Origin of the sequence: Desulfurivibrio dismutans, from assembly GCF_029210385.1 — a bacterium.
GTDB lineage: Bacteria > Desulfobacterota > Desulfobulbia > Desulfobulbales > Desulfurivibrionaceae > Desulfurivibrio > Desulfurivibrio dismutans.
The window spans coordinates 114,422-128,196 of record NZ_JARGDQ010000006.1 but is presented as its reverse complement, the minus strand read 5'-3'; the positions used below and the strand labels follow the sequence as shown (position 1 = coordinate 128,196).

Annotated in this window: 9 protein-coding genes; 5 read left to right on the top strand and 4 right to left on the bottom strand. The window is 58.8% G+C overall.

Translation table 11 applies throughout. The features are described from left to right. Nucleotides 1-60 precede the first annotated feature (60 nt). Both P0N66_RS08580 and P0N66_RS08575 read left to right on the top strand, forming a co-directional pair. Nucleotides 61-1,011 carry a ParB/RepB/Spo0J family partition protein gene (locus P0N66_RS08580; protein WP_275804344.1) on the top strand — a complete coding sequence of 317 codons (951 nt, stop codon included), beginning with the start codon at nt 61-63 and terminating at the stop codon, nt 1,009-1,011. A gap of 59 nt (nt 1,012-1,070) precedes the next feature. Beyond that, nucleotides 1,071-1,727 carry a site-2 protease family protein gene (locus P0N66_RS08575; protein ID WP_275804342.1) on the top strand — a complete coding sequence of 219 codons (657 nt, stop codon included), beginning with the start codon at nt 1,071-1,073 and terminating at the stop codon, nt 1,725-1,727. On the opposite strand, the gene P0N66_RS08570 is transcribed toward P0N66_RS08575, so the two are convergent. Next, nucleotides 1,724-2,941: an MFS transporter gene (locus P0N66_RS08570; protein ID WP_275804340.1), complete on the bottom strand. Its 1,218-nt coding sequence runs from the start codon at nt 2,939-2,941 to the stop codon at nt 1,724-1,726. The two genes, P0N66_RS08575 and P0N66_RS08570, sit on opposite strands and share 4 nt — an antisense overlap. Before the next feature lie 128 nt (nt 2,942-3,069). On the opposite strand from P0N66_RS08570, the gene P0N66_RS08565 reads away from it, so the two are divergent. Beyond that, nucleotides 3,070-3,912 carry a mechanosensitive ion channel family protein gene (locus P0N66_RS08565; RefSeq protein WP_275804338.1) on the top strand — a complete coding sequence of 281 codons (843 nt, stop codon included), beginning with the start codon at nt 3,070-3,072 and terminating at the stop codon, nt 3,910-3,912. Between the two features lie 35 nt (nt 3,913-3,947). Here the strand turns inward: P0N66_RS08565 and lon are convergent, their stop codons facing one another. Both lon and P0N66_RS08555 read right to left on the bottom strand, forming a co-directional pair. After that, nucleotides 3,948-6,428, bottom strand: a complete 2,481-nt coding sequence (gene lon, locus P0N66_RS08560; RefSeq protein ID WP_275804337.1) for an endopeptidase La — start codon at nt 6,426-6,428, stop codon at nt 3,948-3,950. 99 nt (nt 6,429-6,527) lie between these two features. Beyond that, a complete protein-coding gene (locus P0N66_RS08555) occupies nt 6,528-6,947 on the bottom strand; it encodes an Hsp20/alpha crystallin family protein (protein ID WP_275804334.1) in 420 nt (139 codons plus the stop codon). A 231-nt stretch (nt 6,948-7,178) separates the two neighbouring features. Between P0N66_RS08555 and P0N66_RS08550 the strand changes: the two genes are divergently transcribed. Beyond that, nucleotides 7,179-8,597, top strand: coding sequence for a tetratricopeptide repeat protein (locus P0N66_RS08550; protein WP_275804332.1), 1,419 nt, complete (start codon nt 7,179-7,181; stop codon nt 8,595-8,597). Nucleotides 8,598-8,625: 28 nt separating this feature from the next. Here the strand turns inward: P0N66_RS08550 and hrpA are convergent, their stop codons facing one another. Then, nucleotides 8,626-12,513: an ATP-dependent RNA helicase HrpA gene (gene hrpA / locus P0N66_RS08545; protein WP_275804330.1), complete on the bottom strand. Its 3,888-nt coding sequence runs from the start codon at nt 12,511-12,513 to the stop codon at nt 8,626-8,628. A 136-nt stretch (nt 12,514-12,649) separates the two neighbouring features. Between hrpA and P0N66_RS08540 the strand changes: the two genes are divergently transcribed. Next, nucleotides 12,650-13,735, top strand: a complete 1,086-nt coding sequence (locus tag P0N66_RS08540) for a disk-shape morphogenesis protein volactin (RefSeq protein ID WP_275804328.1) — start codon at nt 12,650-12,652, stop codon at nt 13,733-13,735. Nucleotides 13,736-13,775: the final 40 nt, after the last annotated feature.

The window sequence follows — 13,775 nt, the reverse complement described above, 5'->3', positions numbered from 1 at the left end:
TGGACGCTCCCCGGTATCGTTTACTTTTTTACGATGCCGACCACCTTAGCAAGAGCCTTTATGATCGCGCAAGGACAAATACAACGCATTCTGGCGACACAATTCGATTTCAGCGACCTTTCCTGGCGCCTTTCCCCCGTCCCCCTTGACCAGTCGGATGAAACGCTGGCGGCCTCGATCCAGCGGGTCGGCTTGCTGCATCCCCCGATTGTCCGGCCCCGGGGAGACGTTTATCAACTGGTCAGCGGGCAACGACGGGCTTATCTGGCGGTTCATCATTTTAACAGCACCGCCCTGCCCTGCCTGGTTTTGCCGTCGACCACCGCCGACCGGGAGCTCCTGGCCCTGGCCTATGAAGCGATTGTCTGCAAGCGTGTCCCCACGGCCATGGAACTGGCCCTGTTTGGCAGCAAAATGCTGGAGGCCGAAGCGGAGCAGGAAATGCCGGCCCTGTTGGCCCGACTGCCGGGGCCGCCGCTTACCCCTTTCCAGCTTAAACGTTGGGCTGAGCTGGCCGAACTGGAAGAACCATTTGCCGTAGCCCTGCATCAGGGACGGTTGCAGGAGCCGGTGGCCCGGGGAATGCTCACTTTGTCCCTGCCCGAACGTCTGGCCCTTTTTGAGTTGATTGAGCTGCTGCAGCTCAGTGTCGGTAACCAGAAAAAGCTGATGGAAAGTTGCCGGGAACTTTCCCGCCGCCGGCAGGTGTCGATACTTAAAATTCTTGGTAGTGAAGAGATTCGGAACATTCTTGATCATCCGGAAATGAATGTTCCGCAGCAAACGGCGGCCCTGATGCGGCATCTGGCGGCATGCCGATACCCGCAACTGACCGCGGCGGGCGATGAATTTACCGCCTGGCTGTCCCGGTTAAGTTTACCCGCCGGCTGGAGTGTATCTCCCACTCGATCCTTTGAAGATGAGCGGGTGACCCTGGCCATCACCCTGGAAAACCGGGAGATTCTACAGCAATGCCTGCCCCGGCTGGCGGCCGCCGTTAACAGAGATTGAACGATCACCGGGCTGCTGCCCCGTTGAGTGTCTACTTTAATAAGGAGAAGAACAACAAGATGATGCCTGAACTGACCCTGATCCAGAAGATCGCCGTCTGGGCCCTGCCCCTGCTCTTTGCCATTACCGTCCACGAGGTGGCCCACGGTTGGATGGCCCGCCGCCTGGGAGACCCCACCGCCGCGATGTTGGGCCGCCTGACCTTGAACCCGGTAAAACATATCGACCCGGTGGGTACCATTTTGGTGCCGGGCATTCTACTGGTGCTGGGGGGCTTTATCTTTGGCTGGGCCAAACCGGTGCCGGTGAACTGGCGCAATCTGCGCGATCCCCGACGGGACATGATACTGGTCTCGGTGGCGGGGCCGGCGGCCAACCTGGGCATGGCTCTGCTCTGGGGATTTATACTTAAAGTCGGCCTGCTGCTTAACGACACCACCCCCATGCTGGGGTTACCCCTGATTTACATGGGCGGTGCCGGGGTGCTGATCAACCTGGTCCTGATGGTGCTGAACCTGTTGCCGATTCCCCCGCTGGACGGCAGCCGGATCGTTTCCGGCCTGTTGCCGCCGGAGCTGGCCATGCAGTACAACCGCCTGGAAAGTGTGGGCTTTATTATCCTGCTGGCCCTGCTGGCCACCGGGATGCTGGGCAGTATCATCGGCCCGCCGATTTTTGCTTTGCGCAGCATGATCTTTGCCGTGCTGGGGATCTAGCGGGGGGCCTCGCTTCCCCTGCCCTGCCTGGGGTGCTCCCCCGCGTCGGCAGCCTGCCGGTCGGCGGCGATGGTGCCGATGGCGAACATGGTCAGGGCCAGGATCACCAGGCCGATCAGCGGGAAAGACCACTTAAGCCCGAACCAGTCGGTGGCAACCCCCGCTGCCAGGGCGCCGGTCAGCACCCCGCCGCTCATGGCCAGGTTGTAAACTCCCATCATGGTGCCCTGGCCGTACTTGCGCCCCTCCTCGGTGGCCAGGGCCCCCAGGGTCGGCCAGATCAAGGCCTCGGCCAGCCCCAGAACCACAAAAAGCAGCAACAGACTCCAGAAATTACCGGCCAGGGGAATCATGACCATCACTCCGCTCATGGCCAGCACCCCGATCCGCAGCAGCATCAGCTTGTCCCGCCGGTCGGCCAGGCGGCCACCGGTTCCCTGTAGGGCCGCGTTGATCAGAGTGCGCACCGAAATCACCACCCCGATCTGCATCGCGCTGGCCTGGAAGGCCTGGGTCATGAACAGCGGCAGGAAGGCCATGGTGGGGACCATGATGATCATGGTAGCCAGGCGGGCCAGTAGCAGACCCGAGGTGCGGCGGCTTGCCAGCATTTTACCCATGGCGGTGAACAGCCCGTCACCATTGCCGGCCCGCTCGGGATCGACGGTCATTGCCGGCACCTGAAGGAGCACCAGCCCCAGAGCCAGGAAGCTCAAGGCGGACATGGCATAAAAGGCCGCCGCCATCCCCCAGAGGTCGGTGAAAATACCGCCCAGCAACGGGCCGCTGCCGATTCCGGCAAAAATGGCCGAGTTGAGCAGCCCCATGTAGCGCCCCTCTTCCCCCACGGGTGCCAGATCACTGACGTAAGCCATGGCCACCGGCACGATCATCGCCGACCCTACCCCGTGCAAGGCCCGAATCAGCACCAGGTTCTCCACCGAGGTGGCCATGGGGATCAGCAGGCCGACAGTGCCGAAGACCAGCAGCCCGGCCAGCATAAAGCCTTTACGCCCCCACCGATCGGAGAGTCTTCCCACCACCGGTTGACAGACTCCGCGGGTAATGGAAAAAGAGGCGATGATAAACCCCAGGGCCAGGCCACTGGCCCCCAAACTGGTGGCAAAGACCGGCATCACCGGCACGATGATGCCGATACCCAGCAGGGCGGTAAAAACCGCAAAAAGCAGCGGCAGCAGCAGACGGTAAGGCATCAGCGAACCGCCTGGCCCGGCTGGGGTTTGGGGTTGACAAGCAGGTTGGCAACCGCTATGGGAAAACTGACCAGGATTTTTTTAACGTCAGCGGCGGGTAAATCACAACACATAATAAGGATTATTCCATGGAAGATTTTTCCGGGTCAGGCGATCAGACCGGCGGATTGGTGCAACAGGTCATGGAGATGGCGGTATCATTCGCGCCGAAAATCGTGCTGGCCCTGGTAACCCTGCTGGCCGGCCTGTGGCTGATCAAGCGGCTGGTGAATCTGCTTGATCAGAAACTTGCGAGCAAAGACCCCACTCTCAGCAAATTTCTCTGCAGCTTCGCCGGGGTTACCCTTAAGGTCCTGCTGCTGATTTCCGTGGCCTCCATGGTCGGCATTGCTACCACTTCTTTCATTGCCGTTATCGGTGCCGCCACGCTGGCGGTGGGACTGGCGCTGCAGGGCAGCCTGGCCAACTTTGCCGGTGGAGTGCTGATCCTGATTTTTAAACCCTTCAAAGTCGGCGATACCATTGAAGCACAAGGGTTCTTGGGGGCGGTGACGGAGATCCAGGTGCTCTATACCGTGGTCAACACCTTCGATAATCGGCGTATTGTCATTCCCAACGGCAACCTGGCCAATTCAACGGTGGTCAACGTGAGCATTTACGATAAACGCCGCTGCGATATGACCTTCGGCATCCATTACGATGACGACATCGATAAGGCCAAGGCCATCTGTCGGCGGCTGGTGGAGGAAGACCCGCGCTCGCTGGCCGACCCCCCGCCCCGGGTATGTGTCGGCGGCCTGGGCGACAGCTCGGTGGACCTGATCGTACGGGCCTGGGTGCCCACCAATGATCTCTGGCCCTACTACTGGGATATGCAGGAAAAGGTCAAAAAGGCTTTTGACGCCGAAGGGATTACCATTCCGTTCCCCCAGCGGGACGTGCATTTTTACCAGGAAAAGCCGGCCGGTTAAAGCTTTTGTTCAGTTGTGCGGCGGTTGCCGGGCCGTTATTTTTTCTCACCCGGTTCCAGGGCCACTTTCAGGGCTTCGTTGATGTCGTGCACCAGGTGAAATTTAACCTTCTTTTTGGCGCTTTCCGGTAAATCGCTGAGGTCCTTTTCGTTGAGCCGGGGCAGAATCACCTCCGGGATATCGGCCCGCACCGCCGCCAGCACCTTTTCCTTGATCCCCCCCACCGGCAAAACGTCGCCGCGCAGGGTGATCTCCCCGGTCATGGCCACCTCGCGGCGCACCGGCTTGCCCGTGAGCTGGGAGGCCAGTGAAACCACCATGGCAACTCCGGCCGAGGGGCCGTCCTTAGGAATCGCCCCTTCCGGAACATGGACATGGATATCGTTGTCGGCAAAGATCTTTTCATCCAGCTCCAGTTTGTCGGTGTGGGAACGGATATAGGTCAGGGCGGCATTGGCCGACTCCTTCATCACCTCCCCCAGCTTGCCGGTCAGGCTCAGGTTGCCCTTGCCCTTCATCCGGGCGGTTTCGATAAAAAGCAGCTCGCCGCCCACCGGGGTCCAGGCCAGGCCGGTGGCCAACCCCGGTCCCCAGGTGCGGGCCTTGCTTTCCGAGAAAAACTGGGGCGGTCCCAGATACTCGGCCAGATCCTTCGGGCTGACCGCGATTAAACCGCTGTGCCCTTCAACGATTTTTCTGGCCACCCCCCGGCAGACCCCGCCGATCTTGCGCTCCAAGTTCCGTACCCCGGCTTCCCGGGTATAGGAACGGATAATGCCGGCCAGGGCCTCATCGTCCAGGCGCAGATCATCTTCGCTGATGGCGTGGGCCTCCAGCTGCTTGGGCACCAAGTGCCGCCGGGCGATATGCATCTTCTCTTCTTCGGTGTAGCCGGAAAGCTCGATCACTTCCATGCGGTCCCGCAAGGGGCCGGGAATGCTGTCCAGCATGTTGGCAGTGGTGATGAACATCACCTTGGAAAGATCGAAGGGAATCTCCAGATAATGGTCGGAGAAGGAAAAATTCTGCTCCGGGTCCAGCACCTCCAGCAGAGCCGAAGAAGGGTCGCCGCGGAAATCCATGCCCAGTTTGTCGATTTCATCCAGCATGAACAGGGGGTTACAGGAACCGGCCTTGCGCAGGCTTTGAATGATGCGGCCCGGCAAGGCACCGATATAGGTTCGGCGATGGCCCCGGATCTCCGCTTCATCCCGCACTCCGCCCAGCGAGATGCGAACGAACTTGCGCCCCATGCTGCGGGCAATGGACTGTCCCAACGAGGTTTTGCCCACCCCCGGCGGACCTACAAAACAGAGAATGGGCCCGTGCATGTCCTGTTTGAGCTTGCGCACGGCCAAAAACTCAATGATCCGTTTCTTGATGTCATCCAAGCCGTAGTGGTCGGCATCCATCACCTCCTGGGCCCGCTTGAGATCCAGGTTGTCCTCGGTGGCGGTCTGCCAGGGCAGGTCGATGAGCCAGTCCAGATAGGTCCGGGAAACGGTGTATTCCGGCGATGACGGGGAGATTCGGTTCAACCGGTCCAGTTCTTTTTCCGCCGTTTTTTTCGGCTCTTCCGGCAACTCCGCCTTATCCAGACGTTCACGCAATTCTTTTAAGTCGATTTTCTCGTCATCTTCGCCCAGTTCTTTGCGAATGGCCTTGAGCTGCTCGCGGAGGAAAAACTCCCGCTGTTTTTTGTCCATGTCCTGCTTGATCCCTTTCTGGATCTTGTGACTCATCTCCACGGTTTCAAGCTTTTTGTTCAGTTCATGGCCCACCCGGTTGAGCAGTTCCTTGAGGTCTTCGATTTCCAGCACCGCCTCCTCCTCTTCCATGCTCAACCCCACCTGGGAGATCACCAGGTAGGCGATATAGAAGGGATTGGTCAGGGCCGCCACGGTCATGGACAGTTCTTTGGGCACTCCACCCAAGTCGGCCATATTTTTGAACTGGTTACGGATATTGAGCAACATGGCCTCGCTTTCTTTGTCCATGCTCTCTTCCATGGGCACGGTTGTCACCCGGGCCCGCAGGTAGGGGGTGTGTTGGGTGTACTCCGCAATCCGCAGTTTTTTAACGGCGCTCATTAGCACCTGATAAACTCCGTCGTCGGATTTGATCAGCTTGTGGATATACCCCACCACCCCCATGGAGTATAGATTTTCTCCTTTAGGGGTGGCGGGAATTTCCGGCAGGGCTTCGGAAGGCCGCGAGTCTTCCTCGCTCTCATCCTCCAGCCGGCGATGGGTAACCACCGCTACCAGCCGGTCTTTGATGATGGCGTCATCCACCAGTTGCTGTGAGGAGGGATGACTGATCTGCATGGGAAAGCCCATGCCGGGGAAGAACACGAATCCATGCAGTGGCAGTACCGGCATCTCTTCCGGCACCGGCAGGTTGGCCAGGTTGTTCTTCTTGCCTTTATGCTCCTGGCTCCCAGTATTCTCTAGCTGTTCGCTGGTATTTTCCTGTTCGGTCTCGGGCTTTTCCAAATCTTTTTTGTCATCGGTCATGATCTTGTCTCATCGTGTGTGATAATGATTAAAGAACATCAGTACGCAAGCCTGGCTGATCGCCCGAAGATGCGGTGCTGTTGAACGTTTGCGTGGGGCTCAGCCGACGGTAACCGGTATATTTACCCGCCGTTGCTGTTTGGGTAGAGTGATTACCAGAAAACCCTGGCGAAATTCACTGACTGCGGCGGCCACGTCAATGGGCCAGGGCAAGGAAATTCTTTTTTCAAAATGGCCCCGTTCGATTTCCAGTTGATGAACTCTCCGCACCTCAGGGGGGAAGTTGTATTTCCGTTCCCCGGCAATGGTAAGGCGGGTCTCCTCGGCCACCACCTGGATGACGCCGGGATCAACCCCGGCCATCTCCAGGCAGACCACAAAATCCCGGTCGGTCTCAAATATATCGGTGGGCACCGCCCAGGAATTACCCACCAGCGGGTTCACGCCGCGCCGACCCATCCCTCGGGCCATCCGGTTCAGCCCTTCTTCCAACAGGGCGCGCTTTTTTCGTTCATCCATGGGTTCTCTTCTCTCTCCTTAAAACAAGACAATAGGCCGCATTTTGGGGAACTCGGTTTTAAACGGGTATATGGAATTATGCGGCTGCCGGCCCTGGCTGTCAAGGTGCGCTTTAGAAACTTGCCTTATGCAGACAAAAAAATTAGATTTCAGCCCGGTGTTGTTTATTTGAAACCGTATGGGAGCCAAAGAAAATTAACCAAGTTTAACAATAGTAAATGACGGATTGTGATGACTGATTGTGCAAATTCAAGCCGTGAGCCTGAAAAAAAATTGCTGGCCGCCGTATCAGCGCAGGAACAGGGTGATTACCGGCGGGCGGAGGCCCTTATTCACGATATCCTGCAGGAGTGCCCGGAACATTTGGACGCTCGGCTGGCCCTCTGTCTGCTCTATAATAGCACCGGCAAGAATGAGCAGGGCCGTCGCTGCTTTGAGGAAACCCGGCGCCTGGCACCGCCTGATGCCGATCTCCAGGTTCAGCTTGGCACCATTTGCCATGACCAGGGGGAAGATGAATTGGCCCTGGCTTTTTACCGTCAGGCCCTGGCGGTTGATCCCGCCAACCAACGGGCCTGGTACAACCTGGGAACAGCCCGGCTGCAGCGTGATGAAGCCGAGGAAGCGGCCGAGGCTTATCAGTCGGCCCTTAAACAGGCACCCCACGATGTGGACACCCTGTATAACCTGGCCCTGGCCTTGACCCGGCTGGAAAAATTTTCTGCCGCCGCCCACATCTACCACCGGGCGCTGGCCGTCGCCCCCAATGACCGGGAGGTGTTGTACAACCTGGGGGTGCTTTACCGGCGCATGAGCCGTTACACCGAGGCCCTGCGCTATTTTCTGCAGGTGATCGAACTGGATTCGGATTACGCCCCAGCCCACAGTCATCTGGGGGCCATGTGGGTGGAGTTGGACGAAAAGGAACTGGCCATTCCCTTTTTTGAAAAACTGGTGGCCCTGGATCATCAGGCGGAATCAGCCCGGCACATGCTGGCCGCCCTGCGAGAGGAGACCCCGGCGGCGCCGCCCAAGGATTATGTGGCGGGGCTGTTCGATCATTACGGCGCAAGATTTGAAAGCGAGTTGATGGAACAGCTCGGTTACCGGGTGCCTTTTATCATGGCCGAGTTGCTGCGGGAGGCCGCTGGTGAGCGGATGTTTGAACGGCTTTTGGACCTGGGCTGCGGTACCGGGCTGGCCGGCGAGGCCTTCCTGGCTCAGGCCGCTCACCTCACCGGGGTGGACCTTTCCGCCGGCATGCTGGAACAGGCTCGGCAGAAAAGGGTTTATGACCATCTGCAGCAGCAGGATATCCTGGAGTTTTGCCGCCAGCACCGCACCGTTTACGACCTGGTGGTGGCCGCCGATGTTCTTAACTATCTTGGTGATCTGGATCCGTTTTTTGCGGTGATCGGCAACCGGCTCGCCAGCCGCGGGATTTTGCTGTTTTCCGTCGAAGAAGGGGTTCCGAATGGCCCCAAGGCCACCTTTGTCCTCCAGGAAAACGGCCGTTACGCCCACTCTCCGCCCTACCTTCACCGGCTGTTTCAGCAGTATGGTTTTACGGTGCTGAATGAGCGTCGTTCCGACCTGCGCCGGGAAAAGGAGCAGTGGGTGCCGGGGCGGCTTTATCTTCTGCAACGTTAATCAGTCAATTGTCGGGTTTGATGCAGGGCTAAACCACCCCTTCCACTTCCCGCCACTTTTTCTCCAGCCGCTGAGGAGAGACAGGAAAGAGGGTCTTTACTTCCTGGGCAAAGAGGCTGATTTTATACTCCTCCAGCATCAGGCGGTATTCCGCCAGCAGGATCTGTTGGCGCGGCGGCAGTTCGGCGGTATGGGGGTATTTTTCCAGTCGCTGCCGTAATGGAGCCAGCCGGTCGGCTTTGGCGGCATCTTTGGCCGGATCGGAGCCGGCCCGTTGGGTGCGGATCTGCAGAGCCTTTAGATAGCGGGGTAAGCGGGCCAGGCTTTCGGCATCATGGTGCTCGAGAAAATCCGGTGGCACCAGGGCCGCCAATTCCTGCTGCAACTCTGCAACCATCTTGGCGGAAGCGGCCGGCCCCTCCTTGCCTTTACCGGCGGCCGCCGGCTGGGCCAGGCGGTTGATGGCGCTGAATACCTCCCAGCGTTCCTGTAATACCTGCAGCACCAAATCATGAAGTCGGCGGGCCTCCTGGTAAAACCCTTCCCGTCGCAGCTTATCCACTCGGGCTTGGAATTCTGCGGCGCTGATCAGTTCCCCTGCACCGGTGGCAAAGATTTCCTGCAGCACAAACTGCAGGATGGCCCGATTCAATTCCTCCAGGCTACCCAACCCCTGGGCCAGGCGCCAATGCTGGTTTGGGAAAGCCAGGTCTTTGCGCAGGGTTTTTAACCGGGCGCTAAACTCCCGCCGAAAAAGTTGCCGTAACCCCCGGCGGGTGGCCTGGCGGGCCTGCTCGGCGGTGGTGAACAGACGCAGGTCAACCTGGTCGTTATTTTCCTGCAGCCCGGGAAAGAGGTAGCCGGCCAGTTGACCGTCCGGCCCGGTAATGGCCAGGCGTTGAGGAAAGTCAGGCAACTGGTCGCCGCTCAGCTGGTTTTTTTCCCAGCGTTGCCGCATTTCGGCCACCGCCTGGGGTGGCGGGGCCAGCTTGCCGGGGCGGTTGCCGACAAGCTGGCTTAAATTGCGGTCGGCGGCCAGAATTTTGCCCTGGTCATCCAGCAGACAGAAGCGGCAGCGCAGATGCTCTGGCAGTTCCTTGACCGGCCAGGCCGCCCCTTCAACCCGCAACCCGAACATCTCATAAATGGCCCGACCCAGGGCTTGGTAGAGGGAGATGTTGCCGGGGTGCAGGGTGCGGGCCAGGGTGTCGGCGGTTTGCGGAATGGGCACCAATTGTCGCCGCAGATTTTTTGGCAGATTTTTCAACAGAAAAAAAATCTTTTCCGACAGCATCCCCGGCACCAGCCATTCAAAACGTTCCGGTCGCAGGTGCGGCGCCAGCGCCGAGGGAATATGCACACTGAGCCCGTCGTCAGCCGCCCCGGGTGCGAAGTGATAACTCAGTTCCAGTCTCACCTCACCCACTTCCATGGCGGTCGGGAACTGCTCCTTGAGATCGGTCGCCGGCTCGCGGCTGAGCAGGTCTTCCCGGCGCAACTGCAGAAAGGCGTCACCCCGCTTTTTTTTCAGCAGCCGGTTCAAGCCGGCCTGATCACAGATTTCAGGGGGCAGGTGTTGTTCGTAAAACTGGAAGATCTGCTCGTCGGCCACCACCAGATCCCGCCGCCGGCTGCGTTCTTCCAGGTCCTGCAGTTGCGCCAGCAACTCGCGGTTGTGCTTGAGAAAGTGATAATCGCCCTTGAGTTCGCCCTCAACCAGGGCGCTATGGATAAAGATTCGCCGGGCTTCGGGCTGATCGATTCGCGCCAGAGGCACCTTGCGCCCGGCCACCACCACCAGGCCAAACAGGGTGCCTTTTTCTTTGGCCACCACCTGGCCCCGCCGTTTTTCCCAATGGGGATCATGATAACTGTAGCGCATCAGGGGGCGGGCCAGGGGTTCGATCCAGTCGGGATCGATGGCGGCCACAGTGCGGGCATAAAGGCGGCTGGTTTCCACCAGTTCGGCGGCCATAATCCAAGGTGGGGTGCCGGTGGCGGCTTTTATCTTCTGTTTTTCTCCGCTCTTCCCGCCCTCCTTGCCGCCGCTTCGATGATAAAGGCTGGAGCCGGGGAAAATCGTCACCTCACGGCCTCCACCGCCCTGGTAGGTATTTTTTTCTTTTTTGCCGGCGATGTTGCGCAGATTACCGCTGAGCAAGGCCTTATGGATCGCATCGGCGGTGGCCGGCAAGGTGTTGAAAATGAACCCCTTCTCCCCTTTCAGAATCCGGCTGATCTGCTCATGGATGTCCTGCCACTCCCGCAGGCGCTGGAATGATAGGAAGTGGCTCTGGCAGAATTTGCGCCACCGGCCTTGGCTGCCGGTCTGCTCCCGCACCCCGTGCATGGTGTCCCACAGTTTAAGATAAAAAAGGAAATCGGAATCAGGCACGTTGAAGCGCCGGTGCGCCTGGTCGGCCTCCTTTTCCTTGTCGGTCGGCCTTATGCGCGGGTCCTGGATGCTCAAGGCGGCGGCAATCACGCAAACCTCGCGCAGGGCGTTTTGTTCACGGGCCTCCAGAATCATCCGGGAAATACAGGGGTCCAGGGGCAATCGGGACATCAGTCGCCCCTGGCGAGAAAGACGGCCCGGCCCGGCATTGCCGTTAACCGGCTTTTCCAGGGCGCCCAGTTCAGCCAACAGCTGATAGCCGTCCCGGATGGCCCGGGCGGAAGGCGAGTCGACAAAGGGGAAGGCGGCCGGATCACCAAGATTCAGAGCGGTCATGCGCAGGATGACCTCCGCCAGGTTGGAGCGGACAATCTCCGGCGGGGTATAAAGCGGCCGGTTCAGGTAATCCTCTTCGTCATAAAGGCGGATGCAGACCCCGGGGGCCACCCGGCCGCAGCGGCCGGCCCGCTGGTCGCAGGCGGAACGGGCCACCGGCACCACCGGCAACTTGTAGGTGCGGGCTCGAGGGTTGTAGGCAGCCACTCGGGCCAGGCCGGTATCCACCACATAACGGATGCCCGGCACGGTGATGGAGGTTTCCGCCACATTGGTGGCAATAACGATTTTACGGCCTTTAACCGGCTGAAAAATCCGCCGCTGCTCCTTGGGTGACAGCCGCCCGTAAAGGGGCATGATGGTTGTTTTTGCCGTCCGTCCGGCCAGCGGCGGCGCTCCCAAAGCCCCTTCGATCATTTCCGCCGTCTCCCGAATATCACGTTCGGTGGGCATGAAGACCAGGATATCGCCGGGCGGCTCGTCGTTAATTATCTCCAGCACTGCCGTCGCCGCCCGATCGGTATAGCTCTGGGCATCGGAATCAGCTTCGCCGCCTTGCTCTTCCGGCGTCTGGTGGCGAATCTCCACCGAATGAGTTCGGCCAGCTACCTGGATCACCGGCGCCTGGCCGAAATGGCGGGAAAATTTTTCGGTATCAATGGTGGCTGAGGTGATGATCACCTTGAGTTCCGGCCGCCGGTTCAGCAGATCCTTGAGGATGCCCAGCAAAAAGTCAATATTGAGGCTGCGCTCATGGGCTTCATCAACTATGATGGTATCGTAATCGTCAAGCTGTCGGTCATGCTGGGTTTCGGCCAGCAGGATGCCGTCGGTCATGAACTTGATGCGGGTAGTCTTGCCAGTGTGGTCGGAAAAACGAATCCGGTAGCCCACCAGTTGTTCCCCCGCCGGTCCCAGTTCGTCGCGCAGGCGGGAGGCCATGGAGATGGCGGCGATCCGCCGGGGCTGGGTGCAGCCGATCTTTTTTGCTCGTCCCCGGCCGGCGGCCAGGCACATTTTGGGGATCTGGGTGGTTTTACCGCTGCCCGGCTCGCCGGCGATGATCACCACCGGGTGGCCTTGAATGGTCGCAATGATCTCCTCCCGGAAGGCGGCAATGGGCAGCTCTGCCGGGCAGGAAAGGTCGGGCGCGGCGGGGCCGGCGAAGGGATCGGTCGATGACATGGGCAGAAAAAACTCAGAAAAAATAACCAACGGACGATCAGTAAAAAAATAAGCTGGAACTTTTACCACACCAAAAGTACAATGCCAGGGATTTTTTCGAATACAATCGGGCAACCGTAAGCAAGGAGGAGCAGCCATGACCAATCAGATGGGCAATGTGGACACCGCCGTTAAGGCATCGCACAAAACCGTGATTTCAAGGGAAAAAGAGATCGGCGAAGAGGCCGAGCGCCCCAGTGGTCCGGTGGGCCTTGATATCGGCACCAGTCATATCGTCATGGCGCAAAACAAGGGCAAGAACATCCATACCGTCAAGCAACTCAACGCCTTTTTCACCATCCCCTACTCCAAATTCACCAAAAAAATTCTGGTGGAAAACGACGTCACCTTTTTTGAAAAGAACGACCAGTTTTATATTCTTGGTTATTCGGCCGAGAATTTCGCCAACATGTTCAGCACCAACACCCGCCGGACCATGGAAAAAGGGCTGTTGAGCGCCCGGGAAGATGAGGGGATCACGGTTCTGCAGGCCATCATCAACACCCTGATCAACAAGCCCAAGAACGAAGGCGAGGTGATCTGCTTCAGTATCCCCGGCCAGCCCATCGACAGTCCCAACTCGACCATCTATCATGAGTCGGTGATCAAAATGTTTCTCTCTTCCCTGGGGTTCCGGCCGATTTCCGTCAACGAGGGTCTGGCCACGGTGATGTCGGAACTGGCGGAAGACAACTTCACCGGGATCGGCATCAGCATGGGCGGCGGGATGTGTAATGTCTGCCTCTCCTATCTGTCGGTACCGGTCATTACCTACAGCATCCAGAAAGGCGGCGACTACGTTGACTATATGGTCGGCGCTTCGGTGGGAGAGCCCGCCACCAAGATCAAAACCATCAAGGAAAGCGGTCTCAATCTCAACAGAAGCCCCAAAAATCGAGTTGAAACCGGGCTGCACATCTACTACGACGATCTCATCAACAGCCTGCTCCACAGCCTCCAGGATGTGTTGCACTCATCGGACAAAATTCCCAAAATCGCCAAACCCATCCCCATCGCTTTGGCCGGCGGCACCGTGCTGGCCGGCGGCTTCCGGGAACATTTCGAAAAGGCCCTGAATGATGTCAACCTGCCGATAGAAATTTCGGAGGTCAGAATCGCCGAAGACACCCTCAACACCACCGCCAAGGGCGCCATGGTAATGGCCCTCTCGGAGGATATTTAACCTTAAAGCGCTCACGGGGCGCCGCATCTTGCGACGATCG